The 25,564-nt window shown below is 71.8% G+C and carries 23 protein-coding genes and 1 tRNA gene; 9 read left to right on the forward strand and 15 right to left on the reverse strand.

The genetic code is table 11. The annotated features are described in order from the left end of the window. Positions 1 to 73: 73 nt before the first annotated feature. Entirely contained in the window at positions 74 to 928 is an 855-nt protein-coding gene (locus IFT88_RS03765; RefSeq protein WP_043597176.1) for an ABC transporter permease, read from the reverse strand. Then, a complete protein-coding gene (locus tag IFT88_RS03770; RefSeq protein WP_043597174.1) occupies positions 925 to 1,974 on the reverse strand; it encodes a daunorubicin resistance protein DrrA family ABC transporter ATP-binding protein in 1,050 nt (349 codons plus the stop codon). The genes IFT88_RS03765 and IFT88_RS03770 overlap by 4 nt, the downstream gene beginning before the upstream one ends. 205 nt (positions 1,975 to 2,179) lie before the next feature. Between IFT88_RS03770 and IFT88_RS03775 the strand changes: the two genes are divergently transcribed. After that, complete coding sequence (locus IFT88_RS03775) at positions 2,180 to 5,680, forward strand: proline dehydrogenase family protein (RefSeq protein ID WP_192118944.1); 3,501 nt, start codon at positions 2,180 to 2,182, stop codon at positions 5,678 to 5,680. A 120-nt stretch (positions 5,681 to 5,800) separates the two neighbouring features. Here the strand turns inward: IFT88_RS03775 and IFT88_RS03780 are convergent, their stop codons facing one another. From IFT88_RS03780 to IFT88_RS03800, 5 genes are all read right to left on the reverse strand, one after another. Next, complete coding sequence (locus IFT88_RS03780) at positions 5,801 to 7,009, reverse strand: alcohol dehydrogenase catalytic domain-containing protein (protein ID WP_192118946.1); 1,209 nt, start codon at positions 7,007 to 7,009, stop codon at positions 5,801 to 5,803. Positions 7,010 to 7,241: 232 nt separating this feature from the next. Then, positions 7,242 to 8,225, reverse strand: coding sequence for an NAD-dependent epimerase/dehydratase family protein (locus tag IFT88_RS03785; protein ID WP_192118948.1), 984 nt, complete (start codon positions 8,223 to 8,225; stop codon positions 7,242 to 7,244). A gap of 109 nt (positions 8,226 to 8,334) precedes the next feature. Continuing rightward, positions 8,335 to 11,079: an alpha/beta fold hydrolase gene (locus IFT88_RS03790; protein ID WP_342212061.1), complete on the reverse strand. Its 2,745-nt coding sequence runs from the start codon at positions 11,077 to 11,079 to the stop codon at positions 8,335 to 8,337. After that, positions 11,076 to 12,098: a 3-oxoacyl-ACP synthase III gene (locus IFT88_RS03795; RefSeq protein WP_043593545.1), complete on the reverse strand. Its 1,023-nt coding sequence runs from the start codon at positions 12,096 to 12,098 to the stop codon at positions 11,076 to 11,078. The genes IFT88_RS03790 and IFT88_RS03795 overlap by 4 nt, the downstream gene beginning before the upstream one ends. Positions 12,099 to 12,281: 183 nt before the next feature. Further along, positions 12,282 to 12,563 carry a hypothetical protein gene (locus IFT88_RS03800; protein ID WP_043593543.1) on the reverse strand — a complete coding sequence of 94 codons (282 nt, stop codon included), beginning with the start codon at positions 12,561 to 12,563 and terminating at the stop codon, positions 12,282 to 12,284. 64 nt (positions 12,564 to 12,627) lie between these two features. Here IFT88_RS03800 and IFT88_RS03805 point away from each other — a divergent pair, with 64 nt between their 5' ends. Beyond that, on the forward strand, positions 12,628 to 12,873 hold the full coding sequence (locus IFT88_RS03805) for a hypothetical protein (protein ID WP_043593542.1): 246 nt from the start codon (positions 12,628 to 12,630) through the stop codon (positions 12,871 to 12,873). 24 nt (positions 12,874 to 12,897) lie between these two features. On the opposite strand, the gene IFT88_RS17340 is transcribed toward IFT88_RS03805, so the two are convergent. Then, positions 12,898 to 13,875 (reverse strand): FUSC family protein, encoded by a 978-nt coding sequence (locus tag IFT88_RS17340; RefSeq protein WP_192118950.1) that lies wholly within the window; start codon positions 13,873 to 13,875, stop codon positions 12,898 to 12,900. 203 nt (positions 13,876 to 14,078) lie between these two features. Here IFT88_RS17340 and IFT88_RS03815 point away from each other — a divergent pair, with 203 nt between their 5' ends. Continuing rightward, a complete protein-coding gene (locus tag IFT88_RS03815; RefSeq protein ID WP_192118952.1) occupies positions 14,079 to 14,576 on the forward strand; it encodes a MarR family winged helix-turn-helix transcriptional regulator in 498 nt (165 codons plus the stop codon). A gap of 35 nt (positions 14,577 to 14,611) precedes the next feature. Here the strand turns inward: IFT88_RS03815 and IFT88_RS03820 are convergent. Beyond that, positions 14,612 to 14,684 (reverse strand) — tRNA-Thr (locus tag IFT88_RS03820). Positions 14,685 to 14,829: 145 nt separating this feature from the next. Between IFT88_RS03820 and IFT88_RS03825 the strand changes: the two genes are divergently transcribed. Continuing rightward, positions 14,830 to 15,012, forward strand: a complete 183-nt coding sequence (locus tag IFT88_RS03825; RefSeq protein WP_043593536.1) for a hypothetical protein — start codon at positions 14,830 to 14,832, stop codon at positions 15,010 to 15,012. Positions 15,013 to 15,043: 31 nt separating this feature from the next. Here the strand turns inward: IFT88_RS03825 and IFT88_RS03830 are convergent, their stop codons facing one another. Both IFT88_RS03830 and msrB read right to left on the reverse strand, forming a co-directional pair. Next, positions 15,044 to 15,589, reverse strand: coding sequence for a nitroreductase family protein (locus IFT88_RS03830; RefSeq protein WP_192118954.1), 546 nt, complete (start codon positions 15,587 to 15,589; stop codon positions 15,044 to 15,046). Continuing rightward, on the reverse strand, positions 15,589 to 15,990 hold the full coding sequence (gene msrB, locus IFT88_RS03835; protein ID WP_043593533.1) for a peptide-methionine (R)-S-oxide reductase MsrB: 402 nt from the start codon (positions 15,988 to 15,990) through the stop codon (positions 15,589 to 15,591). The genes IFT88_RS03830 and msrB overlap by 1 nt, the downstream gene beginning before the upstream one ends. 91 nt (positions 15,991 to 16,081) lie before the next feature. On the opposite strand from msrB, the gene IFT88_RS03840 reads away from it, so the two are divergent. The 5 genes from IFT88_RS03840 (at position 16,082) to groL (ending at position 20,401) form a co-directional block, all read left to right on the forward strand. Next, positions 16,082 to 17,053 (forward strand): DUF2332 family protein, encoded by a 972-nt coding sequence (locus tag IFT88_RS03840; protein ID WP_192118956.1) that lies wholly within the window; start codon positions 16,082 to 16,084, stop codon positions 17,051 to 17,053. Positions 17,054 to 17,195: 142 nt separating this feature from the next. After that, positions 17,196 to 17,483 carry a DUF3263 domain-containing protein gene (locus IFT88_RS03845; RefSeq protein WP_043593530.1) on the forward strand — a complete coding sequence of 96 codons (288 nt, stop codon included), beginning with the start codon at positions 17,196 to 17,198 and terminating at the stop codon, positions 17,481 to 17,483. Positions 17,484 to 17,500: 17 nt separating this feature from the next. After that, positions 17,501 to 18,073 (forward strand): LytR C-terminal domain-containing protein, encoded by a 573-nt coding sequence (locus tag IFT88_RS03850; RefSeq protein ID WP_056228853.1) that lies wholly within the window; start codon positions 17,501 to 17,503, stop codon positions 18,071 to 18,073. Between the two features lie 306 nt (positions 18,074 to 18,379). After that, entirely contained in the window at positions 18,380 to 18,583 is a 204-nt protein-coding gene (locus tag IFT88_RS03855) for a cold-shock protein (protein ID WP_043593527.1), read from the forward strand. Between the two features lie 198 nt (positions 18,584 to 18,781). Beyond that, entirely contained in the window at positions 18,782 to 20,401 is a 1,620-nt protein-coding gene (gene groL / locus IFT88_RS03860) for a chaperonin GroEL (protein WP_043593524.1), read from the forward strand. A 290-nt stretch (positions 20,402 to 20,691) separates the two neighbouring features. Here the strand turns inward: groL and IFT88_RS03865 are convergent, their stop codons facing one another. From IFT88_RS03865 to IFT88_RS03880, 4 genes are all read right to left on the reverse strand, one after another. Next, entirely contained in the window at positions 20,692 to 22,452 is a 1,761-nt protein-coding gene (locus IFT88_RS03865) for a sensor histidine kinase (RefSeq protein WP_056228856.1), read from the reverse strand. A 116-nt stretch (positions 22,453 to 22,568) separates the two neighbouring features. Beyond that, positions 22,569 to 23,261, reverse strand: coding sequence for a response regulator transcription factor (locus IFT88_RS03870; protein ID WP_043593521.1), 693 nt, complete (start codon positions 23,259 to 23,261; stop codon positions 22,569 to 22,571). 106 nt (positions 23,262 to 23,367) lie between these two features. After that, complete coding sequence (locus IFT88_RS03875; RefSeq protein ID WP_192118958.1) at positions 23,368 to 23,931, reverse strand: hypothetical protein; 564 nt, start codon at positions 23,929 to 23,931, stop codon at positions 23,368 to 23,370. After that, positions 23,928 to 25,562 (reverse strand): DNA repair helicase XPB, encoded by a 1,635-nt coding sequence (locus IFT88_RS03880; RefSeq protein WP_043593519.1) that lies wholly within the window; start codon positions 25,560 to 25,562, stop codon positions 23,928 to 23,930. Before IFT88_RS03880 ends, IFT88_RS03875 begins: the two co-directional genes overlap by 4 nt. Positions 25,563 to 25,564: the final 2 nt, after the last annotated feature.

Below are 25,564 nucleotides of genomic sequence, written 5' to 3' on the forward strand. Positions count from 1 at the left end.
CTCGGCGGACGCGCGACGGTCCGCGGGCGGCGGCTCGCGGCCGGCGGCTCGCGGCCGGCGGCCGCGGCGTTCGCTACTTCGCGCTGATGCGCTGGAACTTGCGGATGCACAGCGGCACGAAGACCACCAGCATCACGGTGATGCCGAGCAGGACGGTCGCGTAGGGGTGCTGCATCGTCCAGATGTCGGGCACCGGGGTGGCGCCCAGGTTGCCGAACGAGGTGCGGGCGGCCTGCACCAGTGACGACACCGGGTTCCACTCGGCGAAGACCCTCAGCACGGTCGGCAGGGTGTCGCTCGGCACGAACGCGTTCGAGACGAAGGTCAACGGGAACAGGATCATGAACGACGCGTTGTTGATGGTCTCGGGTGTCTTGACGCTCATGCCGAGCAGGGCCATCACCCAGCTGAACGAGTAGCTGAACAGCAGCAGGAGGGCGACCCCGCCGACGAACGAGGCGGGCGAGGCGTTCACCCGCCAGCCGACCGCGAGTCCGGTGAGCATCATGATGACCATCGAGATCGTGTTGAGCGCGAGGTCGCTGTTCGTGCGACCGATCAGCACGGCCGACGGGCTCATGGGCAGGGTGCGGAACCGGTCGATGATGCCCTCTTTCAGGTCTTGGGCCATCGCGGCACCCGAGAAGGTCGAGCCGAAGACCACGGTCTGCGCGAAGATGCCCGCCATGAGGAACTGCGTGTAGTCGGTGCCCTGGACGGCGATGGCCCCGCCGTAGACCTGGCTGAAGAGCAGGACGAACATGATCGGCTGCAGCACGGCGAAGATCAGCATGTCGGGCGAGCGCTTCACCTTGATCAGGTTGCGCTTGGTGACCGTCCAGCCGTCCGAGGCCCAGGTACCGAGGCCCGTGTCGCTCGACGGGACGAGCGTCTGCGCCAGGGCGGCGGTGGTTCCGGTGGTGGTCATGCCCGTGCCTCTCTCTTCTTCGCACCGCGTCGACCGCGACCTCGACCACCGGCCGGGTCGTCGTCGGGGGAGCCGTGGTCGTCGCCCGCGTCGTCGTCGGCCGCGCGGTGGCCGGTGAGCTGGAGGAACACGTCGTCGAGGGTCGGACGTCGCATGCCGGCGTCGTGCAGCTCGATGCCGGCCGCCCCGAGGTCGGCGAGCGTCCGCTGCAGGGCGGTCGGGCCGTCGGTGACCGCGACCTCGAGCTGGCGGCCGTCGGCCCCGACGGTCGGATCGGAGTCGCCGTGCCGACGGAGCACCTCGACCGCCTGATCCGCCCGCGCCTCGTCGACGAGGGCGACGACGAGGCGGTGGCCGCCGACCTGGGCCTTGAGCTGGTCGGCCGTGCCCTCGGCGATGACGGCCCCGCCGTCGATCACCGAGATGTCGTCGGCCAGGCGGTCGGCCTCCTCGAGGTACTGCGTGGTCAGCAAGACCGTCGTGCCCCCGTCGACCAGCCCGGTGATGATGTCCCACAGGGCGAGTCGGCTGCGGGGATCGAGCCCCGTCGTCGGCTCGTCGAGGAAGAGCACCCGCGGATTCGTCACGAGCGCCCCGGCGAGGTCGATCCGTCGGCGCATGCCGCCCGAGAAGCCCTTGACCGGCCGGTCGCCCGCGGCGGCGAGGTCGAAAACCTCGATCAGCTCGCGGGCGCGGTCCCGACTCACGCGGCTGCCCAGGTGGTACAGCCGCCCGATCATGTCGAGGTTCTCGAATCCGGTGAGGTTCTCGTCGACCGCGGCGTACTGCCCCGAGACGCCGATCGAGCGGCGCACGGCCTGGGCGTCGGCGACGACGTCGAGCCCGGCGATCGTGGCCGTGCCGGCGTCCGGACGCTCGAGGGTGGTGAGCATCTTGACGCCCGTGGTCTTGCCCGCGCCGTTCGGACCGAGCAGCGCCTTGACGGTCCCTTCGGGCACGATCAGGTCGAGGCCGGTCAGTGCGTGGACCGGGCCGGACTTGGACCGGTAGGTCTTCGTGAGGCCGCGGGCCTCGATCATCGCCATGGGTGCTCCCGGTGCGTGGGGCCCGTCCATCCGCAGACGGGTCGGTCTTGGCGGCGGCTGTGCACCGCCTGAACGCGCCCAAGGTAGCGCTGTCCGGTCCCCGCCGCCAGTGCCGATCGCCCCCCTGTGGAGAAGGAGGCGCGGCGCACGTTACGGTCTCGTGTCAAACCTTGCCAGGTGGCAAGTTCCGCCCTACATTCATCCCATGACCACCATCGACGAGACGGCGGGGCCGTCCACCGCTGAACAGCTCCTGCCCGTCGGCATCGGCGACGACGCCGTCGCCCTCGCCCGCCGCTGGGCGCACGACGCGTCGGGCGCCCCGAGCACCGGCTCGGCCCACCTGCTCGCCCAGGTCCTGAAGGACGAGTCGGGACTCGCCTTCACGATCGGCTTCGTCGACCGCGTCGTCCGTCCGGAAGACCTCGGCGTCGCCGCCCGCAACCTGTCGACCCTGGCGAAGCAGGCACCGGCCTTCCTGCCGTGGCACATGCGCTCGGCCGTGCGCCTCGGCGGCGTCATGGCGCCCGTGTTGCCGGGCGTGGTCGTGCCGATCGCCCGTCGAGTCCTGCGCGGCATGGTCGGCCACCTCATCGCCGATGCCCGCCCCGCCAAGCTCGGTGCGGCCATCGCGAACATCAAGAAAGACAAGACGCGGCTGAACCTCAACCTGCTCGGCGAGGCCGTCCTGGGCGACGCCGAGGCCGAGCACCGCCTCGCCGGCACCCGGGCGCTGCTCGCCCGAGACGACGTCGACTACGTGTCGATCAAGGTCTCGTCGATCGTCAGCCAGCTCTCGATGTGGGCCTTCGACGAGACCGTCGAGCGCGTCGTCGAGAAGCTCACCCCGCTGTACGAACTCGCCGCCCGGTCGCCGAAGCCGAAGTTCATCAACCTCGACATGGAGGAGTACCGCGACCTCGACCTGACGATCGCGGTCTTCACGCGCCTCCTCGACCAGCCGCAGCTGAAGGGCCTCGAGGCCGGCATCGTCCTGCAGACCTACCTGCCCGACGCCCTGGGCGCCCTGCAGCACCTCACCACCTGGGCGACCGAGCGGGTCGACGCCGGCGGGGCCGCCATCAAGGTGCGCATCGTCAAGGGTGCGAACCTCGCGATGGAGACCGTCGACGCCACCGTGCACGAGTGGCCGCTCGCGACCTACGGCACCAAGCAGGACAGCGACACCAACTACAAGCGCGTGCTGACGTGGGCCTTCACGCCCGAGCGCACCCGCGCCGTACGGGTCGGCGTGGCCGGGCACAACCTGTTCGACATCGCCTTCGCCCACCTGCTGGCCGAGGCCCGTGGCGTCGGCGACCGGGTCGAGTTCGAGATGCTGCTCGGCATGGCCGAGGGGCAGGCCGAGCTGGTCAAGGCCGACGTCGGGGGTCTCCTGCTCTACACGCCCGTCGTGCACCCTCGTGAGTTCGACGTCGCCATCAGCTACCTGATCCGCCGCCTCGAAGAGAACGCCTCGAGCGAGAACTTCATGTCGGCCGTCTTCGAGCTCGCCTCGAACGAGGCCATGTTCGAGCGCGAGAAGGGCCGGTTCCTCGCCTCGCTCGCCGAGGTCGACGGCGACACCCCGGCGCCGCACCGCGTGCAGAGCCGCCTCGACGCGGCCCAGGCGTTGCAGCCCCGCGAGGCCGGCAGCGGCTTCGACAACGAGCCCGACACCGACCCCGCCCTGGCCGACAACCGCGCCTGGGGCCGCGAGATCGCCGCCCGCTCGGCCGACTCGCGCCTGGGCGTCGAGCTGATCGAGTCCGCCCGGGTGACCGACGAGGCCACCCTCGACGCGATCGTCGCCGACGCCGTCGCCGCGTCCGCCGACTGGGCTGCCCGCGGAGGCGCGGGTCGGGCCGCGGTCCTGCGCGAGGCCGCGGCGACGCTGTCGGCCCGCCGCGCCGACCTGATGGAGGTCGCCGCGAGCGAGACCGGCAAGACCGTCGCCGAGGGCGACGTCGAGGTCAGCGAGGCGATCGACTTCGCGAACTGGTACGCCCACCTCGCCGAAGAACTCGACCGGGTCGACGGCGCGACGTTCGTCCCCGAGCGGCTCACCCTCATCACGCCGCCCTGGAACTTCCCGCTGGCGATCCCGGCCGGCTCGACCCTCGCCGCGCTCGCCGCGGGCAGCAGCGTCGTCGTCAAGCCGGCCGGTCAGGCCAAGCGCAGCGGGGCCGTCATGGTGCAGGCCCTCTGGGACGCCGGCGTGCCCCGCGAGGTGCTCAAGCTGGTCGACGTCGACGAGGGCGACCTCGGTCGCCACCTCGTCTCGCACCCGTCGGTCGACCGTGTCATCCTCACGGGCGCCTTCGAGACGGCCGCGCTGTTCACCAGCTGGCGCACCGACCTGCCCCTGCTCGCCGAGACGAGCGGCAAGAACGCCATCATCGTCACTCCGAGTGCCGACCTCGACCTGGCCGCGTCCGACGTCATCAAGTCGGCGTTCGGTCACGCGGGCCAGAAGTGCTCGGCGGCGAGCCTGGTGATCCTGGTCGGCTCGGTCGCCACCTCGGAGCGCTTCCGCCGTCAGCTCGTCGACGCCGCGTCGACGATGCGCGTCGGACTGCCCTCCGACCCCACGACGCAGATGGGCCCGATCGTCGAGCCGGCCCACGGCAAGCTCGAACGTGCGCTCACCACGCTCGGCGCGGGCGAGACCTGGCTGGTCGAGCCGAAGCGACTCGACGACACCGGGCGGCTCTGGTCACCCGGCGTCCGTGCAGGCGTCGCCGCGGGCAGCGAGTTCCACCTCACCGAGTACTTCGGCCCGGTGCTCGGCATCATGACCGCGAAGACCCTCGACGAGGCGATCGAGCTGCAGAACGCGACCGACTACGGCCTGACCGCGGGCCTGCACACCCTCGACCCCGCCGAGCTCTCGACCTGGCTCGACCGCGTCGAGGCGGGCAACCTCTACGTCAACCGCGGCATCACCGGGGCGATCGTGCGGCGCCAGCCGTTCGGCGGCTGGAAGAAGTCCTCGGTCGGCGCCGGTGCGAAGGCGGGTGGACCGAACTACCTCGTGCACCTGGGGTCCTGGCAGCCGACGACGCTGACCGAACCGCAGGAGGCGCGCCCGGGTCGCGAGGCCCTGGCCGCCCTCGAGGCCGCGTCGCCGCTGCTCGGGGCGTCGGGTGCGTCGGCCTCCGACGACCTGCGGGCCGCCGCCGCCAGCGACGAGCACTTCTGGGCCACCGAGTTCGGCGTCGCCCGCGACGTGAGCGACCTCGGCCTCGAGCGCGACCTGCTGCGCTACCGTCCCCTGCCCGTCACGATCCGCGCCGCCGACGGCGCGGCGCCGGCCGACGTGGTCCGCGTGTTGCTCGCCGGACGGCGCTCGGGCGCGCCGCTCACGGTGTCGTCGTCGGTCGAGCTGCCGGGCGCCCTCGTCCGCGCGCTCGGCCTTACGGCCTCCGACGTCGTGCACGAGGACGACGCCACGTGGCACGACCGGATGCGTGCGGGTCGCCTGTCGACCGAGCGCGTGCGGTTGGTGACCGGTGCCGATGACGCGACCCGCGCCTCCTCGGCTCTGGCGGACGCCCTGGGCGGCGACCCGGCGGTGGCCGTGTTCGCGGCAGCCGTCACGCCGACCGGGCGCCTCGAGCTGCTGCCGTTCCTGCGCGAGCAGGCCGTCGCCATCACGGCCCACCGCTTCGGCAATCCCGACGACTGGAGCGCCTCGGTCATCTGACCCTGCCGGCGCACGCAGACGCCCGAACCCGCCGACCCCCTCGGGAGTCGGCGGGTTCGTGCCGTCCATGGGGCCGGCGCCGGCCCGCCGGGAGCGACGGGAACCCGCCGACCCGAGCCCCTAGCCGGGGACGACCTCGACCTTGGTCCAGCCGGGCTCGCGGCGGTCGAACGCCTCGTAGGCCTCGATGGCCGAGCCGATGCCCTCGTGCTCGGTGATGAACGCCGTGGGGTCGAACTGGCCGGACGCGACCAGGTCGATCAGCGGCGGGGTCACCGAGTGGTGGTCGCAGTTGCCCATGCGGATGGTGAGGTTCTTCAGCATCGCCTCGCCGAAGGGGAACGACGTCACGGTCGGCGAGTAGACGCCGATGACGCCGATGCGGCCGTACTTCGCCACGACCTCGACGGCCCAGCGCAGGGCCTGGGTCGGCGCGTTGCCGGGCACCCACTGGTCGCCCTGCGGGTTCGCGTCGGGGGCCACCTGCGCGACCTCGGCGGCGAACTCGGCGGCCGTGTCGGGGTCGGGGGCGGCGGGACCGTGGCTCGCGTGCTGTGCGTCCACGCCGACCGCGTCGATGACGGCGTCCACGCCCGCACCGCCGGTGAGGCGCTCGATCGTCTCGACCGGGTCCTCCTCGTCGAAGTTCACGATCTCGGCGTTCTGGGCGAGCGCCTGCGCCAGACGGGTCTCCTCACGGTCGACCACGATCACGCGGCTCGCGCCCTGCTTGAAGGCCGAGGCGATCGCGAACTGGCCCACCACCCCCGCACCGAAGACGGCGACCACGTCGCCGCGGGTGACCCCGGCGAGTTCGGCACCGAACCAGCCGGTGGGGAAGATGTCGCTCAACAGGATGGCCTGCTCGTCGCTGACCGTGTCGGGCAGGCGGTGCATGGTGTTCTGCGCGAACGGGACGCGCACCTGCTCGGCCTGCAGGCCGTTCACCGGGCCGGTCGAGGCCGGACCGCCGAAGAAGCAGGTACCGGCGTCGGGGCCGTTGGGGTTCGCCACGTCGCACTGAGCGGTCTGGCCTTGGCGGCAGTAGCGGCAGGTGCCACACGACACCGTCGAGTTGATGACGACCCGGTCGCCGGCACTGAAGCCGCGCACGTCGTCGCCGACCGCGGTGACGACGCCCACCGCCTCGTGACCGAGGATCGTGCCCTCGGCCATGGGCGCCATCGTGCCGCGCACGAAGTGCAGGTCGGTGCCGCAGATGGCACTCCGGGTGATGCGGACGACCGCGTCGGTCGGGTCGACGACCGTGGGGTCGGCGACCTCGTCGAGTCGGATGTCGCCGATGCCGTGCCAGACGACTGCCTTCATGGGATGGTCCTTCCGTTGAGCCCTGGGCACCGGAGCTGCCCGGTACCCGTGCGACGGTAGGCGGCACGACGCCGGAGCGACGTGTGCCCTCACACAGAGAACGGGGGACGCCGCCTCGCCCTGGTTCCCTCCGCCCGGGGAGTCGGCGGGCTCCCGTCACCTCTGGCCGGTCATCGCGGCCCGCCGGGCACGACGGGAACCCGCCGACCCGAGTGTGGCCAGGCGGCGGGTCTCAGACGGAGGGCTGCCCGGCGGCGTACCAGGCGGCGAGACGACTCAGGCCCTCGTCGACGCTCACGGCCGGTGTCCACCGCAGGTCGCGCTGGGTTCGTCGCTGGTCGAACCAATGCGCCGTGGACAGCTGCTCGGCGAGGAACCGCGTCATGGGTGGTTCGTCGGTGCCCGGCCGCACGGCCCAGACGCGCTCGACCAACGACCCCGCGGCGCGGGCGATCCCGGCCGGCACCCGCAGGCGAGGCGCGGGCACACCGGCGGCCGCGCAGATCCCGGCCATCAGGTCGGCGACGGTGCGGGGTTCGCCGTTGCTGATCACGTACGACTCGCCGCTGACCTCGTCGACGCGTGCGAGCGCGGCGGCGATGCCGGACGCCGCGTTGTCGACGTAGGTGGAGTCGATCAGGGCGGCGCCGTGGTCGAGCAGCGGCAGGCGGCCGGAGCGCGCACGGTCGACGATGCGCTCGACGAGCTGCGTGTCGCCCGGGCCCCAAACGAGGTGCGGGCGGACGGCCACCACGCGCAGGTCGGCGTCGGCGGCCCCGAGGGCCACCCGCTCGGCCGCGGCCTTGGTGCGGGCGTAGTCGCCTCGAGCGTGTCCGGGCGAGGCGGGCAGGGCGTCGTCGCCGACGATCGACGATCCGGCGTGCGCGACGGACGGCGACGAGACGAAGACCAGCCGCGGGACCGAGGAGGCGCGCATCGCCTCGACGAGGGAGCGCGTGCCCCCGACGTTGACGGCCTCGAACTCGGCGGCGTCACCCGTGAGCGACACCTTCGCGGCGAGGTGGACGACGGCGTCCTGGTCGCGGACGGCGGCGGCCACGGCCCGCGGGTTCGTCATCGATCCGAGCACGTCGCGGGCGCCCGGCACGCCCGAGGCCCGGCGCTGGAAGGTCGTGACCTCGTGTCCGGCGTCGACGACGGCTCGGGCGACGGCGCCGCCGAGCAGGCCGCTCGCGCCGGTGACCAGCACCCTCACGGGCGCACCCCGCGTCGGCAGACGGGCGTGTTCGCCGAAGACGGGCGTCCGTGTGCGCCCGTGTCGGACGAACCCGCCCGGGTTCGGGCAGCGCCACCGACCGGCACCCTCACGGGCGGCGCATCCGGCCGCCGGACAGCACGGACGTCGCCCACGCGGCGAGGCCGGTGCGGTCGATCTTGCTGTTGTGTCGCACGTCGGTCGGCAGCTGCGGCACGACGAGCACCGCGGCCACGGGTCGACCCGACGCCGACCCGACGGCCGAGCGGACCGAGGCCGCCAGGGCCGCGGACGCCAGCCCCGCGCGACGAGCCGGGGGGACGGTCTCGGCCACGACGACGACCTGCTGCGTGCCCGCCGGGCCGACGCCCACGACGGCGGCGCGGGCGATGCCGGCTCGCGCCTCCACGGCCTGTTCGGATGCCACCGGCGTCAGCACGCCCGTCGCCGTCGTGATCACGTGGGGCAGGCGGCCCTCGACCCAGAGTCGCTCCTGCGCGTCGAGGTGCCCGACGTCGCCGGTGCGGTGCCAGCGGGTCTCGGCGGTCGAGCCCAGGCGGCTGATGCGGTGCGTCAGCCAGAGACGGTCGTAGTGGTCCTCGACGTGGGGCGCCGAGACGACGATCTCGCCGGTCACGCCGGCGTCGTCCGTGAACGTCGAGGAGGCGCGGCCCGCGTCGTCGAGCGGAGCGATCCGCACCATCGTGGTCGCGCCGGGCAGCCCGACGCAGACACCGCCGGCGTCGGGCGCGCCCGCGGCGACGGCGGCCGCGCGGTCGGCCGTCGCGGAGCGCACGCCCTCGAGGGTGACGTCGGTCATCAACAGGCCCTCGGTCATGCCGTAGGGCGTGTGGGGCGTCGCGTTCGGCATGAGGTCGCCTGCGGCGGCCAACAGGGTCTCGGAGACGGGCGCACCCGCCGACAGGAACGTCTCGACTCCGGCGAGGGCGCGGTGGTCGGCGTCGTCGAGCTCGTCCGACGTCGCGACGACGTTCGTCAGTGCGGCGGGAGAGAGGAACACCACGGTGGCGTCCACCGCCGCCGTGGCGGCGGCGACGGCGCGGGCGGTCAGGGTGCGCGGCTTCGTGACGTCCATGTCGGGCGTGACGCTCGTCGCCCCGAGGGCGGGGCCGAGCAGGGCGAACGGGGCGAAGCCGGCCACCAGGCCGGTGCCCGGTCCGACGCCGTACTGCTCGGCCAGCGCGTCGCGCAGGGCGGTCAGCTGGCCGTGCCGGTAGACGACGCCCTTCGCGGGGCCGGTCGAGCCCGAGGTGAACAGGATCGCGGCCTCGGCGTCGGCCGTGGGCGCGTCGGGCAGCTCGGCGAGGGCGTCGTGGGCGCGGCGGCCGAGGGCGGCGATCTCGGGTAGCGACGCCTCGACGCCGAGCGCCCGGGCAGCGACGGGCGACAACGTCGTCGTCGAGATCTTGCGGCCCGGCCAGCCGAGGGCGGTCGCCGCCGTGAGCCCCGGGAGCTGGCCGATCACGTGGTCGGGCCAGGCGCCCCGGACGGCGCGGGTCAGGCCGCGCACGCCGAGACCGGCGTCGGCCACGACCACGACGGCGCCGAGGCGGACGCAGGCGTAGAGCACGGCGGTCAGGTCGGCGCCGGGCTGCACGAGCAGCGAGACGCGGTCACCGGGGCGCACGCCGTGCGCGCGGAGACCGAGGGCGATCTCGTGGACGCGACGGGCGAGCAGGCTCCAGCTGACCGAGCGGGGGCCGTCGGCACCCGCGGGGGCCATCTCGACGAGCGCGGTGGCCGGGCTGTCGGCCAGGGAGTCGAGGTACGACCAGAGCGGGCGGTCCTGCGCGGAGGCGACCCGCGCCTCCTCGGCTGCGACGGCGGCGTCGGCGACCGCGGCGGCGCCGTCGGGCAGGCGGTCGCCCAGCCAGGTGAGCACGGCCCCGGCGTAGTCGACGTCCTCGGCGACGAGGTGGCCCGCTCCCTCGAAGCGGTGCACATCGGCGTGCGGCAGACGGTCGACCAGGTCGTCGAGGTACCGGTCGGAGAAGATCGGGTCGCGCGGGCCCCACAGCATCAGGGCCGGCACGGTGAGGTCGCGCAGCCCCTCGGCGATGCGGTCGAGCTCGGGGCTGCTGACGTGCCCGTCGTCGACCGGGATGTCGGCCACGAAGCCGCCGATGCCACCGCGGCGGTCGGCCTGGCGGTACGGAGCCCGGAAGCCGTCCTTCACCTCGGCCGACAGCGGCGGGTGGGCGAGACCGAGGGTCACGTCGAGGAACCCGGTGGTGCCGACGGTCGCCCGGCCCAGCACACCGCGGGCCAGGGTGAGGCGCAGGGGAGCGGGGATCTTCTCGCCCTCGGGCTGGTGGATCGCGGTGTTGAGCAGCATGAGCCCGGCGAGCTGGTCGGGGTGGTCGACTGCCCAGCCCATCGAGACGACGCCGCCCCAGTCGTGGCCGAGGGTGACGACGGGCCCGGTGACCTCGAGGGCCTCGGTCAGGTCGCCCAGGTCGGCGACGCGGCGGGCCAGGGTCTGCGGCGAGCCCGTGCGCTCGGAGAAGCCCATGTCGAGCTGGTCGACCGCGACGACGCGCCAGGCGGGCCCCCCGGCTGCGGCCGTCTCGACCGTGCGGGCGACGAGGCGGCGCCAGAGGTACGACCAGGTCGGGTTGCCGTGCACGCAGAGGATGGTGCCGACCGGTTCGGCGCCGACCTCGGCCAGCGCCTCGGCGTTGTCGAGAATGTGCCAGGTGCGGGAGGCGCGGTGTGCGCCGAGCCCGTACGGCACGTCGACGAGACGCGACCACGACGGGTCGAGCCCGTCGAGACCCGCGGGGGGACGTGACGCCGGCGCCGTGGCGGAGGCGGACCGCGGGAGCCGACTCACCAGGCGAGTTCCATCATCGCGGTGTTGATGCCCGAGCCCACTCCCATCAGCAGGACGCGGTCGCCTTTGCTGAGGGTCTTGCTCTCTTCGACCAGCGTGATCGGGATCGACGCCGGGCCGACGTTGCCGAGGTTCGGGTAGGTCAGCGGGACGAGCTTCTTGTCGATGCCGGCGGCCTTGACGAACGCGCCGGTGTGCACGTCGCTGACCTGATGCATGATGTAGCGGTCCATGCGCTGCCAGTTCCAGTCGCGCTTGGCCTCTTTCCAGGCCGAGACGACGAGTTCCATGCCGCGCTTGAGCAGGGCCTTGGCATCGGTGAACATGCCGTCGACGCTGCCGACGCAGAGGTCGTAGTTCTCGGTGGCGGCGCGGGTGACGCCGCCGACGATGCGGTGGCCCTCGGGGTGGAGGTCGGCGCGGCCGATGACGGCGGCGGCGGCCCCGGAGCCCAGGGTGAGGCTGGCGAACTCGCTCATGAAGTCGTCGCGGCCGTAGCCCTTGGTCAGCAGACGGTCGATCGTGTTGACCTGGACGTCGTCCGCGTCCTCGCCGTCGATGATGACGGCGTAGTCGATCTGGCCGGCGTCGATCAGCTGGGCGGCGAGGGTCATGCCGTTGACGAAGCCGAGGCAGGCGTTGGCGATGTCGAAGTTCGTCGCCGACGAGGGCAGGCCGAGGCCGTGGTGCAGGCGGACCGCGACCGAGGGCTCGAGGTGGGGGCGCGTGACCGACGTGTTTATCAGCAGGCCGACCTGGTCGGGGCGGATGCCCGCTTCGGCCATCGCGCGCTTGCCCGCGTCGATCGCCGCCGAGTCGAAGCTCTGCTCGGTGCTCCAGTTGCGGCGCTCGTACACGCCGGCGACCCGCTGCAGCAGGCCCGTGGGCAGCTTGAGGCGCTTGAGCACGGGGGCGAGCTTCTCGTCGATGCTCTCGGAGGTGGTGACCCGGTCGGCCATGGTGCTGGTGACCGACAGCAACGCGACGTTGCTGTGCCGGGTCGTAGCGTTTCCGTTCAACGGAACTCCCTGTCGAGTTGTGGCGGGGTGGGGCTGCACGCGCGCGCGGGGTCGCGAGCGGAGCCGAACGTCGTGGGCACCGGTCCGGTGCATCCGTCAGTTTACGGCGACGGACGCTGGGTGGTTGCCAGGTTGACGGGGCACGTCCATGCCCTGAACGGCATGTGACCGGGGGTTCCGGCGTCAGGCCTCGGGGTCGCGGGGCAGCCGGACGACGCGGCGTCGGTCGTCGCGCGTCCACCAGACGAGGTCCGCCACGGCCCAGGTGACGGCACCCAGACCGGCGGCCACGACGATCACGGTGACGACGGTGACGTGGCCGCCGCCGACCGTCAGGGCGGCGACGATGCTCGCGATCACGACGAGCGCGCAGAACGACGTGACGAGGGGCAGGGCGAGGCCGCCGCGTTTGGTGAGCAGCCAGTTCGGCACGTCGGGGTCGACGTGGACGTCGCGTCGTCGCACGGTGCCTCCTCGGCGGATCGGGGTCCCGGCGATCGTAGCCCGCGCACCTTGTACCCTCGGGTGCATGAGCGACCTGCGGCGACCCTGGTTCACCCTGACGAAGACGGGCGCCGTGGTGCCCGCCGTCTTCGAGGTGCTGATCGGCCTGTTCGGCCTCGTCGTCCAGGTGCTCAACATCGCCTCGGGGGTGCCGGTCCAGGCGCTGACCGTCATCATCCTGATCGTGGCCGTGCTGCTGGTGGCCCAGGGCGTGGCCGACCTGGTGTGGTGGAGCAAGGACGGCCGCCGGGCGAGGGCGCGCCAGGTCTGACCACCGACCGGGGCCTGCCCGGGCCTAGGCGCTCGCCTCCGGGCGCGGCCGCCGCAGTCGGTGCGTCGCGAGCAGCACGACGACCACGACGCCCACCCCGATGGCGGTGTCGGCCGTCCGGGCCGCCACGAGGGCGCCCACGTCGACGGGTGCGCCGCCGAGTGCCCGCATGCCGAGCGCCATGGGCGTGATGAACACGAGCGCGAGCCCGTAGTTGCGGACGATGAGCAGCTCGGTCGCGAACTGCAGCACGCCGAAGGCGACGATCAGGGCGGCGACCCCGGGGTGCCAGGCCAGCAGCAGGGCGGCGAGGCCGACCCCGACGAGGGTGCCGAGGAGGCGGTGGCCGGCCCGCACGAGTTGGCCCGCCGTCGCGGTCCCCACCACGGGCACCACGGCCGACACCATCGCCCAGTACGGGCTCTGCACGCCGAGACCGAGGCTGATCAGCCCGGCCACGATCGAGGACACCAGGCAGACCGAAGCGTGGACGATCGTCCGTCGGCCGTCCAGGGGGCGCGGGCCGCGCCTCCATCGGCGTCCGTCGACGGTGGCGAGCGCGCGGCGACCGGCGGGCAGCAGCACGCCTGCGAGCGAGGCGAGCAGGGCGAGCGCGAGACTCGCCGGGGCGACGACCGCGGCCACCGCGACGGTCGACGCGGTCGCGGGCACGAACGCCGAGACGCCGAGGCCGAAGACGAAGAAGAGCGGGCCGGGCGGGCTCCACCGGCGCAGGTCGGAGACGGCCGACGTGACGCCGGCGACGAGACCGATCGTGACGACCAGCACCCAGACCGGGGCCGCCGAGGCGGCCAGCGCGGTGCCCAGGACCACGCAGGCGACGAGGGAGAGCCCGGCCTCGAGCTGCATCTCGAGCCGCTGGAGGCGGGGGAGCCCTCGGCCGAACGCCGAGGCGAAGGCGCCGAAGACCGCATAGGGCGCCCACTCGACGTGCCCGATCAGGGCCAGGACGACCATGGGTACGAGCACCGAGACGGCCACGCGGGCGGCCGGACGGTGGGCGCCGTCGTGTGGGCCGAAGCGGACCAGGTCGCGTGGGTGCGGCAGCAGGCGGTGGGTGGGGGTCGTGGTCGTGATGGGGCGGTCCTCTGGTCGACGCGGCGTGGGCGCTCGTCGTCGAACTGCTTCACGGGTGAATGATCTGAGGGCTACTTTACTCGTGAACCATCGGTAGGCTCAAGGGCATGACCGACGCCGAGCCCCGCGACGCGATGGACGACGTCCACGACCGGTGGCGTGAGCTGCGGCCCGACCTCGACGTCTCGGCCATCCCCGTCATCGGCCGCGTCAACCGGCTCGCGCGCATCGTGCAGCGGCGCAGCGACGATCTGCTCGCCGAGTTCGGCCTGGGGCGGGCGGACTTCGACCTGCTCGCGGCCCTGACCCGACGCGACGCACCGACGAGTCCGACGCAACTGGCCGACGAGACGCTCCTGTCGCCGCCGGCCGTTACGAAACGCGTCAAGGGCCTGCTCGCGGCAGGCCTCGTCGATCGCACGGCCAATCCCGCCGACCACCGCGGCTACTTCGTCGCGCCGACCGTTGCCGGGCGCCGCCTGATCGACCGCGTGCTCGAGGTGCAGCTCGCCGACGAGAGGGCGATCCTCGCCGCACTGCCCGAGGAGGCGCGCGCGGCCGTCGCGGACGGCCTGCGTCACCTGCTCGTCGCCCTCGAGGGCTGAGCCGCACGCGTCCTGTCGGGACGACGAGAGAAGAGAGCCGGCCACGGGACTTGAACCCGTAACCTTCCGATTACAAGTCGGATGCGCTACCAATTGCGCCAGGCCGGCGGAGCGTGCCCATCTTACCCAGCCCGCGCCTCCTCACTCGGCCTGGAGGATGCGGTCGGTGCAGGATTGGCGTTCCGAGGCCGAGAAGTGGTGAAGTAGACGCAGCGCACCGCGCCCGCCGGACGCACCGACCTGAGGAGCCCCCTTGTCCACGATCTTGACCGCGCTCGGTTCGCTCGCCATGCTCTTCGTCGCTTTCGCCCTGTTCGCCTACTCGTTCGGCTCGGGCGAGCCCAACGCCTTCGTCTTCTTCGGGGGCATCGTCCTGATGACCGGCTCGTTCTGGCTGCCCATCACGGTGATCGGCAACAGCCACAAGACCTGGTGACCGGGTCGGTGCCCGCAGGGGCATCGACCGACTAGGGCGTGCTGACGAACTGCTCGGGGTCGAGCAGCTTCCGCGGCTTCGCGTCGTCACCGTCGCGCCCGCCCACGTAGAGCCAACCCAGCAACTGCTCGCCGTCGCGCAGGCCGTGCGCCGTCGCCACCTCGGGGGCCCGGGTCAGGACGCCGGTCCGCCAGAACACGCCCCACCCCTCGTCGTCGAGCACGAGCGACAGCAGGTGCGCCACACCCGAGGCGACCGATTCTTGCTCCCAGTAGGGCACCTTGCGGCTCTCGCGCGGCGAGACGACCACCGCGACGATCAGCGGTGCCCGCAGCGCCTTCTGCGTCAGCTTGTCGCGGGCGTGGCCCTCGGCCCCACCCGCGTCGGCCAGCGACCGGCCCACGACGAGCCGGTCGTCTCCGCGGAACTCGATCAACCGCCACGGGCGCAACTCGGAGTGGTCCGCCACCGTCGCCGCCGACCGCACGGCGTCGAGCAGCTGCTCGTGCGTCGGGGCGGCGTCGGTGACCTTGGACCGTGACCGTCGACGCCGGGCGGCGTCGGCGACGGCGCTCACTACTCGGCGGCCTTGAAGTCGAGCGAGATGCTGTTCATGCAGTAACGGTCACCGGTCGGCGTGCCGAAACCGTCGGGGAACACGTGGCCGAGGTGCGAGCCGCAGTTCGCGCACCGGACCTCGGTGCGGGTCATGCCGAGCGAGTTGTCCTCGATCAACTGCACCGCGTCCGGGTTCACCGACTCGTAGAAGCTCGGCCAGCCGCAGCCGCTGTCGAACTTGGTGCCGCTCTTGAACAGTTCGGCGCTGCACGCCGCACAGGCGTAGACGCCGGCACGGCTCTCGTCGAGCAGTTCACCGGTCCAGGGGCGCTCGGTGGCGGCCTCCCGCAGGACGGAGTACTGCTCGGCGTCGAGCTCTTCGCGCCACTGCTCGTCGGTCTTCTCGATCTTGTACGCCACGATGATCTCCTTGCTTGTCGGGACTCCTCATTCAACACGGTCGACCGGTGCACGATTCCCCGGCCCCCACCGGGCTGTCAGACTCCTGGTCGTGAGCACCTCCGACCGCTTCCTGGCCGCGGCCCTCGCCTTCGACCGTGAGGGGTCGCCGTCGCAGGCCGAGCTCGCGCGGGGCATCGCGGGCGATCCGACGGCGCTCGCCGTCGTCGACCGGGCCGAGGAGGCGCGGGGCCAGCCCGTCCTCGTCCTCGCGGTCTGCCGGTGGCTGGGTGCTCCGCACGGGTCGTGGTCGGCGCTGAGGCCCTGGCTGCTCGCCCGCTCCGACGACGTCGTGGCCGAGCTCGGCAGGCGACTCACCCAGACCAACGACGTGCGCCGCTGCGCCCCGCTGTCGATCGCGTTGGCCCGCGTGCCCGGCCCGATCGCCCTCATCGAGGTCGGCGCCTCGGCCGGGCTCTGCCTCGGTGTCGACCGCTACGGCTACCGCTCGGGCGACCGGGCCTGGGGTGACGCGTCGAGCACGGTGCAGCTCGGGATCGACGTCGTCGCGGGCGCGACCCGTTGCCGGGCGGAGCTGCCGACGGGACGGCTGCCCGAGGTCGTCTGGCGGGCGGGGATCGACCTCGACCCGGTCGACGTCCGCGACCCCGAGCGGGTGGCCTGGCTCGAGACCCTGCTGCCGCCCGAGCGCGGTGATCGACGGGACCTGCTGCGGCGGGCCGTCGCGCTCGCCCGCACCGCGCCTCCTCGGCTCGTCGCGGCGGACGCCGTCGACGGTCTCGCCGCCCTCGTGGACGAGGCCCCGACGGACGCCACGCCGGTCGTGGTCTCGACGGGCACGCTCGTCTACCTGCCGGGGCGGCGGCGCCAGGCCTTCGTCGACGAGGTCGGCCGGCTGGGTGCACGGTGGATCTCGTACGAGCGCCGCGACCTGCTGACGGACGTGGTCGCCGAGGTGCCGCCGGGGGTGTCCGCCGACGACGCGTTCGCGGCCCTCGCCCTCGACGGCCGGGTGCTGGGCGTGGGGGACGCCCACGGCACGCGGCTGCACCTCACGGCCTGACCGCGGGTCGACGGGTCACGGCACGAGGCGACCGGCGGCGCCTCGGGCGGCTGGACGCGTTGTCGGACCACGCCCCCGGCCTCCGCGATCGGTCGGGGCGCCGCCCATAGGATGACCCGGAACCCAGGGGAGGGCCGCCACGATGGACGAGAACGCGACAGGTGACGACGTGCGCTCGAGCGTGCTGTCCGAACGTGACCGCGCCGTCCTGGACTTCGAACAGCGTGCCCCCGCCTCGGCCGGTGCCCGGGAGGCCGCGATCCGTCGGGAGTTCGGCCTCGGGGTCGTCCGTTACCAGCAGTTGCTCAACTCGCTCATAGACCGACCCGCTGCACTGGCCTACGCACCCATGCTCGTCGGCCGCCTGCAGCGCCTGCGAGTCGCCCGCCACGACGCCCGATCGACCCGTTCGTTCGGTCCGACCCGCTGATCCACGAGAGACCACGCATGCCGAAATTCGACCGAGACCGGTTCGACGACGTCCCCGCCGACCTCGACCGCGTCGGGGCCCACCGGGCCGAGAAGCGCCCCGGCAGCGGCTGGATCGGCTTCGCCTGGGCGGCCCTCGCCGTCGGCGTGCTGGTCGGTGCCGGCGTCGTGTACCTCGGGGTCGCGAACAACAGCTTCCAGTTCGTCAACCCGTCGGCGTCCGGCACCGCCGAGGCCCAGGCGCCCGACACCGAGACGGCGACCCCTTCGGCCACGCCGACGGTGGCCCCGCTGACGGACCCCTCGCAGGTCGACCCCGCGGTCACCACGATCACCGTGCTGAACGGCACGGCCACCGCCGGGCTCGCCGGTTCGGCCTCCGAGCGGCTCGAGACCGCCGGCTGGGTCGTCGGCACGCAGGGCAACGCCAGCGAGCGCGTCGCGACCTCCACCGTCTACTACTCGGCGGCCGACGACGAGGCCGCGGCGCTCGGGCTCGCCCAGCAGCTCGGCATCACCGACGTCGAGGCGAGCGCGGCCTTCCCGGGGGCCGCCGTCACGATCGTCCTCGGGGCCGACTACAGCTCCTGACCGGGCCCTCACCGACGGCCCGGACCGAGGAGGCGCGGGTCCCGTCGGGCCCTCACCGCGCCTCCCGTGTTACGCCCGCGTTTAATTACCGGTGAAATCCTCGTTTTCTGCGGGTGTTTCTCGTTCGAGGTGTGTTCTTCCGCTTTTCCCGTGGCTAGCATCTGGAATTGGTCGCCTCCCACGGCTCGCCGACCTGGTGTTCTGCACGAGTGACGCTGTCCCGTCCGGGCTCGCAGATGACTGCGTCGACGACCCGGCTCTGCAGCACCGCACGCGCCGTACCACCACAGCAAGGGGAGCGACACCATGGCAAACGGGACCGTGAAATGGTTCAACGCGGAGAAGGGCTTCGGCTTCATCACCGTCGAGGGAGACGGCCAGGACGTCTTCGTGCACTACTCGGCCATCGACATGAGCGGGTACAAGGTCCTCGAAGAGGGCCAGGCCGTCGTGTTCGAGGTCGGCACGGGCGACAAGGGGCCGCAGGCGGAGTCCGTCCGGCTCGCCTGACGCCCACCGGTGCGCCTCGACGCACCGACGCCTCGCCGCACGCCGTCACGGTCCGCCGTGGCGGCGTGCTCGTGCGTCCGGGCCCCGCCACGTCACTTGCACTCTCATCGGGCGAGTGCCAGAATCGTTGCTGGCACTCGCGACACGTGAGTGCCAATGCTTCTGCTTCATGACGTCCGGGAGGGACGAAAAACACACATGGCTAAGATCATTGCTTTTGACGAAGAGGCCCGTCGTGGCCTCGAGCGTGGCCTGAACATCCTGGCCGACGCGGTGAAGGTCACGCTCGGCCCGCGTGGTCGCAACGTCGTGCTCGAGAAGAAGTGGGGCGCCCCCACCATCACGAACGACGGCGTCTCCATCGCCAAAGAGATCGAGCTCGACGACCCCTTCGAGAAGATCGGTGCCGAGCTCGTCAAAGAGGTCGCGAAGAAGACCGACGACGTCGCCGGCGACGGCACGACCACCGCGACGGTGCTGGCCCAGGCCCTCGTCCGCGAAGGTCTGCGCAACGTCGCGGCCGGTGCCGACCCCATCTCGCTGAAGCGCGGCATCGAGAAGGCCGCCCAGGCCGTCTCCGACCAGCTGCTGGCCGACGCGAAGGACATCGAGACCAAAGAGCAGATCGCTGCCACGGCCTCGATCTCGGCCGCCGACCCCACCATCGGTGCGCTCATCGCCGAAGCGATCGACAAGGTCGGCAAAGAGGGCGTCGTCACCGTCGAGGAGAGCAACACCTTCGGCACCGAGCTCGAGCTCACCGAGGGCATGCGCTTCGACAAGGGCTACCTGTCGCAGTACTTCGTCACCGACCCCGAGCGCCAGGAAGCCGTCTTCGAAGACGCCTACGTGCTCATCGTCAACTCGAAGATCTCGAACATCAAAGACCTGCTGCCGATCGTCGACAAGGTCATCCAGTCGGGCAAGCAGCTGCTCATCATCGCGGAAGACGTCGACGGCGAGGCCCTGGCCACGCTCGTCGTGAACAAGATCCGTGGCATCTTCAAGTCGGTCGCCGTCAAGGCCCCCGGCTTCGGCGACCGTCGCAAGGCGCAGCTGCAGGACATCGCGATCCTCACCGGTGGTCAGGTCATCGCCGAAGAGGTCGGTCTCAAGCTCGAGAACGCCACGCTCGACCTGCTCGGTCGTGCCCGCAAGGTCATCATCACCAAGGACGAGACGACCATCGTCGAGGGTGCTGGTGACGACGAGCAGATCGCCGGCCGCGTCCGTCAGATCCGCAGCGAGATCGAGGCGACCGACAGCGACTACGACCGCGAGAAGCTCCAGGAGCGCCTCGCGAAGCTCGCCGGTGGCGTCGCCGTCATCAAGGCGGGTGCCGCGACCGAGGTCGAGCTGAAAGAGCGCAAGCACCGCATCGAGGACGCCGTGCGCAACGCGAAGGCCGCCGTCGAAGAGGGCATCGTCGCCGGTGGTGGCGTCGCCCTCATCCAGGCCGGCAAGACCGCGCTGGCGAACCTGCAGCTCGAGGGCGACGAGGCGACGGGTGCGAACATCGTCCGTGTCGCGATCGACGCTCCCCTGAAGCAGATCGCCTTCAACGCCGGCATGGAGCCCGGCGTCGTGGCCGACAAGGTCCGCGGGCTCGACATCGGTTGGGGCCTCAACGCCGCGACCGGCGAGTACGTCGACATGCTGGCCGCCGGCATCATCGACCCCGCCAAGGTCACGCGTTCGGCTCTGCAGAACGCCGCGTCGATCGCCGGTCTGTTCCTCACGACCGAGGCCGTCGTCGCCGACAAGCCCGAGAAGAACCCGGCCCCGGCCGGCGACCCCTCGGGTGGCATGGACTTCTAGTCCGCAGCCGCGCGGCTCACACCGCGCACACGCTCAAGGGCGGTTCCCCTCCGGGGGAGCCGCCCTTCGGCGTTGCCGGGGGGAGGGACGTGAGGCGCGGTTCGGCCGGGCTTCGGCACCGGCTCCGGACGGCGCCAGAAGTGCACACGACACCACGGTGTGGACACGACACCACGTTGTGGACACGGCGCCACGAGAAGACGTGGTGCGGTGTCCACTTCCTGGCGTCGTGGGCCGGTTGCACGGGTCGCGGGGCGTCCGGCGTCCGGTGCGGGCCGGGGTCGGTCGGGCTACGCGGTCGCGACGGAGGGCTCGGCCGGGGTGAGAGCGTCGGCGGGCATCAGCGGGAGGGCGACCCGGAACGTGGCTCCACCCCCGGGGGTGTCGTCGACGTCCACCGAGCCGCCGTGGGCCGCGACGATGCCGGACACGATGGCCAGGCCGAGACCGCTGCCGCCCGTGTCTCGGGTACGCGACGAGTCGGCCCGCCAGAACCGCTGGAAGATCTTCTCGCGGATCTGCGGCGGGATGCCCTCGCCGTGGTCGACGATGGCGACGGTGGCCACACCACGCCCGGGGTCGGACTGCACCACGAGCTCGATCGGGCTGTCCGCCTCGGTGAACCGCATGGCGTTGCCCATCAGGTTGGTGATCACCTGGCGGATCTTGTTCTCTTCGCCGTGCACGATGGCCGGGGCCTCGAACCTCTGCACTTCGCCCTGGAGCTGGGCGGCGGTGGCCGTGTCGCCGTTGCGGACGGCGCGAGCCCTCAGGCTGCGGAGGCGGGCGAGGGTCGCGCCCGCGAACGAGATCGCACCCGTCGCGCCGGGTGAGGCATCCGTGGGTGAAGTGCCTGCGGTCGGGGTGCTCGCGGCCGGTGGTGCGGCCTCGGGGGAGCGTCCGTCGGCCGGTGTCTCGTCGCCGTCGGTCAGGGCCGGCACCGCGGCGAGGACGGGCTCGAGCACGATCACGTCGATGTCTCGATCCGGGTTCGACGCCATGGTGTCGAGGGCCGAATCGCGGGCCAGCTGCACGAGGTCGACGGGACCGAGCTCGAGCGGTTTGGACTCGTCGAGACGGGCGAGGGCGAGGAGGTCCTGCACCAGCACGCCCATGCGGATGGCCTCCTTCTCGATGCGGTCCATGGCCTGGGCGACGTCCTCGGGCTTGGTCAGCGCACCCATGCGGTACAGCTCGGCGTAGCCGCGGAGGGAGACGAGCGGCGTCCGGAGTTCGTGGCTCGCGTCGCCGACGAAGCGGCGCATCTGGTCGATCGTCCTGGCGCGGTCGTCGAAGGCGCTGTCGATCCGGTTGAGCATCGTGTTGAGGGACCGGTTCAGTCGTCCGACCTCGGTGTTCGGCGTCGTCGAGTCGAGTCGCTGGGTGAAGTCGCCGTCGGCGAAGCGGGCCGCGGTCGCCTCGACGTCGCGCAGCGGCGCGAAGGTCGACGTGACGAGCAGGCGGGTGAGGGCGGCACCGAGAACGACGACCGAGAGGCCGAACCCCAGGAAGATGCCGCCGAAGCGCCCGATCGTCGCATTGGTGCCCGCCAGGTTGGTTCCGGCCACGATGACGGCGGGCACGGTCGTCACGCTGCCCTGGGCGTCGGTCGAGCGCAGGGCGGCCGCGTGGGCGAAGAGGCGCCACTCGTTGTCGCGGCTCGAGTTGTACCGGTTGAAGGCCTCGTCGAGGGGAGCGCCGGCGACGCCGACGCCCGTGAGGTCGGGGGCGTCGGTGGCACTCGACAGCTGCGAACGGGTGTCGCAGATCAGGTCGCCCTCGTCGTCGAGGATCGCGACGTAGCTGCTGGTCAGGCCCGCGAAGTTCACGGTGCACGAGCGGGAGTCCGCCTGGTCGAACGAGGCGCTGGTGAAGTTGGTCGCCGAGTTGCGCAGGGACGTGTCGACCTGTCCCATCAGATAGGTGCTCAGGACGGTCATCGTGCCGAGGCCGGCCACGACGAGGCCGAGGGTGACCAGGGTCACCGTGATGCCGGTGATCTTGGTGCGGATGGAGATCTCGTTCCACCACTGCGAGAGGCGAGCGTGCATGAGGACAGACGCTAGCGGAACCGGCTGGGCACACCCCGCCCGTCGGAGCACGGACGACGACGCCCGACCGCTCGGGGCGGTCGGGCGTCGTCGTGTTCACGCACCAGGGCTGGTGATCAGGCCTTCGTGGCCTTGAGCATGTAGCCGAAGCCCCGCTTGGTCTGGATGATGGGCTCCGTCGAGAACTGGTCGAGCTTGCGACGCAGGTACGAGATGTAGCTCTCGACGATGCCGGCGTCGCCGTTGAAGTCGTACTCCCACACGTGGTCGAGGATCTGGGCCTTGGACAGCACGCGGTTCGGGTTGAGCATGAGGTAACGGAGCAGCTTGAACTCGGTGGGGCTGAGCTCGATGGCCGTCTCACCGATGGTGACCTCGTGGGTGTCCTGGTCCATCGTCAGCTCGCCGGCGCGGATGATGGCGTCCTCGTCCTCGTTCATCGTGCGACGCAGGATCGCCTTGATGCGCGCGACGATCTCGTCGAGGCTGAACGGCTTGGTGACGTAGTCGTCGCCGCCGACCGTGAGGCCCGTGATCTTGTCCTCGGTGTCGTCCTTCGCCGTGAGGAAGAGGATCGGCGAGGTGTAACCCGACGAGCGGAGGCGCTTGGTGACGCCGAACCCGTTCATGTCGGGCAGCATCACGTCGAGGATGATCAGGTCGGGTTCTTCTTCGAGGACCGCCGAGATCGCCTGCGCACCGTTGCCGACCGCACGGACGGCGAAGCCCGCGAACCGCAGGCTGGTGGTCAACAGGTCGCGGATGTTCGGTTCGTCGTCGACGATCAGGATCTTGGGGCCGTCACTCATGCGCCCAAGTATCTGCGCGCCTCCTCGGTGTTTCCTGTGAGCCGGAGGAGCGTCACCCGCACGTGGGCGGAGCGGCAGCCCTCAGGCGGCCGAGACGGCAGGTCGCTCAGTCGTCCGGGCCGGACCACTCGACGTTGGGTACCAGGGCGACGCGCGTGGTGAGCTCGAGCAGCTCGTCGGGCACGGCCAGGGTGAAGTCCACGCCCTCACGCCGCTCGAGCACCGCCGTGTAGCCCGAGGCCCGCGTGATCTGCCACCCCGGGAACTCCTCGACGGAGGCGGCGACGACCTGGGCCTCGGAGGCGTCGTCGGTCGCGCCGATCGCGGTGAGCCCGGCGAACAGGTGGTCCTTGACGGGCGAGCCGGCGAGCAGGTCGCTGCGTTCGATCACCTCGGGGTCGGGGCTCCAGGTCACGATGCTGAGGGTCGCCCCCGCGTGGAGTCCGCCCTGCACCTCGTAGGTGCGGGCGACCGACACGACGACCGACGGGTCCCACTCGGCGAACCGGGCGACCTGGCCGCGGAACTCCATGGCGTCGTGGTCGAGGGAGGCGACCAGGGGTCCGAAGGTCGCGAACGGGGCCTGGTCGGCGGCGAACACCCGGCGGAGGCTGTCGCGCCAGAGATCGTCGTCGCCCAGGGGCAGGTCGGCGCCCTGCTCGTCGGTCACGCGGCGACCACCGGCGAGTCGAGGATCGTGTAGCTGTAGCCCTGCTCGGCCAGGAAGCGCTGGCGGTTCTGTGCGAAGTCCTGGTCGACCGTGTCGCGGCTGACGAGCGTGTAGAACGAGGCCGGCAGGCCCGACTTCTTCGGCCGCAGCAGGCGGCCGAGTCGCTGCGCCTCTTCTTGCCGGGACCCGTACGAGCCGCTGACCTGGATCGCCACGGTCGCCTCGGGCAGGTCGACCGAGAAGTTGGCCACCTTCGAGACGACGAGCACCTTGAGGTCGCCGTCGCGGAAGCGCTGGTAGAGGCGCTCGCGTTCGTCGACGGGCGTGCTGCCGGTCAGCGTGGGGGCGTCGAGCACCGCGGCGAGCTCGTCGAGCTGGTCGAGGTACTGGCCGATGACGAGGATCTGCTCGCCGTCGTGACGGGCCACGAGGTGCTTGACCACGTCGAGCTTGGCCGGGGCCGTCGCGGCCAGCCGGTAGCGCTCGTCGTCGGGGGACGCCGCGTACTCGAGCCGCGCCTCCTGGGGGAGGTCCACCCGCACCTCGTAGCACGAGGCCGGCGAGATGAAGCCCTGGGCCTCGATCTCTTTCCATGGGGCGTCGAAGCGCTTGGGGCCGATCAGGCTGAAGACGTCGCTCTCGCGACCGTCCTCGCGCACGAGCGTCGCGGTGAGGCCGAGGCGCCTGCGGGCCTGCAGCTCGGCGGTCAGCTTGAAGACCGGCGCGGGCAGCAGGTGCACCTCGTCGTAGACCACGAGGCCCCAGTCGAGAGCGTCCAGCAGCGAGAGGTGCGTGTACTTGCCCCCGCGGCGGGCCGTGAGGATCTGGTAGGTGGCGATGGTGACCGGCTTGACCTCTTTCACCGAGCCGGAGTACTCGCCGATCTCGTCCTCGGTCAGCGACGTGCGCTTGAGCAGTTCGTCTCGCCACTGCCGTGCCGAGACGGTGTTCGTCACGAGGATCAGCGTGGTGGTGCCGGCGGCCGCCATGGCCCCGGCGCCCACGAGGGTCTTGCCGGCGCCGCAGGGGAGCACGACGACGCCCGAGCCGCCCTCGAAGAAGTTGTCGATCGCCTTCTGCTGGTAGCCGCGCAGGTGCCAGTCGCTCTCGTCGAGGTCGATGGCGTGCGGGGTGCCGGGCGTGTAGCCGGCGTGGTCCTCGGCGGGCCAGCCGAGTTTGACGAGCTGCTGCTTCACCTCGCCACGGGCCCAGGGCAGGAGCTCCCACAGGTCGTCCGCCCGCTTGACGCCGAGCAGCTCGCCGATCTTCTTGGCCCGGGTCACCTCGCTCAGCACCGAGCTGTCGGTGCCGCGCAGCAGCAACTGGTCGCCGTCGCGCTCGATGACGATGCGGCCGTAGCGCGCGACGGTCTCGGCGATGTCGACGCTGACGCTCTGCGGCACGGGGAACTTGCTGTACTTCTCGAGCGTGCCGAGCATGTCGTCGGCGCTGTGCCCGGCCGCCCGTGCGTTCCACAACCCGAGTCGGGTGATGCGGTAGGTGTGCACGTGCTCGGGGGCGCGCTCGAGCTCGGCGAAGACGCTGAGGTCGTGCCGCGCGTCCTCCGCCTGCTCGTGCGCGACCTCGAGCAGGACGGTGCGATCGCTCTGCACGATCAGGGGTCCGGTCATGA

The sequence above is a fragment of the Frigoribacterium sp. CFBP 8751 genome, from assembly GCF_014841545.1.
In the GTDB taxonomy this organism is placed as follows: domain Bacteria; phylum Actinomycetota; class Actinomycetes; order Actinomycetales; family Microbacteriaceae; genus Frigoribacterium.

Excerpts from the sequence above, each read along its gene's own strand:
- IFT88_RS03765 (WP_043597176.1), bottom strand. The coding sequence starts at position 928 with ATGACCACCACCGGAACCACCGCCGCCCTGGCGCAGACGCTCGTCCCG.
- IFT88_RS03770 (WP_043597174.1), bottom strand. The coding sequence starts at position 1,974 with ATGGCGATGATCGAGGCCCGCGGCCTCACGAAGACCTACCGGTCCAAG.
- IFT88_RS03775 (WP_192118944.1), top strand. The coding sequence starts at position 2,180 with ATGACCACCATCGACGAGACGGCGGGGCCGTCCACCGCTGAACAGCTC.
- IFT88_RS03780 (WP_192118946.1), bottom strand. The coding sequence starts at position 7,009 with ATGAAGGCAGTCGTCTGGCACGGCATCGGCGACATCCGACTCGACGAG.
- IFT88_RS03805 (WP_043593542.1), top strand. The coding sequence starts at position 12,628 with ATGAGCGACCTGCGGCGACCCTGGTTCACCCTGACGAAGACGGGCGCC.
- IFT88_RS03815 (WP_192118952.1), top strand. The coding sequence starts at position 14,079 with ATGACCGACGCCGAGCCCCGCGACGCGATGGACGACGTCCACGACCGG.
- IFT88_RS03845 (WP_043593530.1), top strand. The coding sequence starts at position 17,196 with ATGGACGAGAACGCGACAGGTGACGACGTGCGCTCGAGCGTGCTGTCC.
- IFT88_RS03850 (WP_056228853.1), top strand. The coding sequence starts at position 17,501 with ATGCCGAAATTCGACCGAGACCGGTTCGACGACGTCCCCGCCGACCTC.
- IFT88_RS03855 (WP_043593527.1), top strand. The coding sequence starts at position 18,380 with ATGGCAAACGGGACCGTGAAATGGTTCAACGCGGAGAAGGGCTTCGGC.
- groL (WP_043593524.1), top strand. The coding sequence starts at position 18,782 with ATGGCTAAGATCATTGCTTTTGACGAAGAGGCCCGTCGTGGCCTCGAG.
- IFT88_RS03865 (WP_056228856.1), bottom strand. The coding sequence starts at position 22,452 with ATGCACGCTCGCCTCTCGCAGTGGTGGAACGAGATCTCCATCCGCACC.
- IFT88_RS03870 (WP_043593521.1), bottom strand. The coding sequence starts at position 23,261 with ATGAGTGACGGCCCCAAGATCCTGATCGTCGACGACGAACCGAACATC.
- IFT88_RS03880 (WP_043593519.1), bottom strand. The coding sequence starts at position 25,562 with ATGACCGGACCCCTGATCGTGCAGAGCGATCGCACCGTCCTGCTCGAG.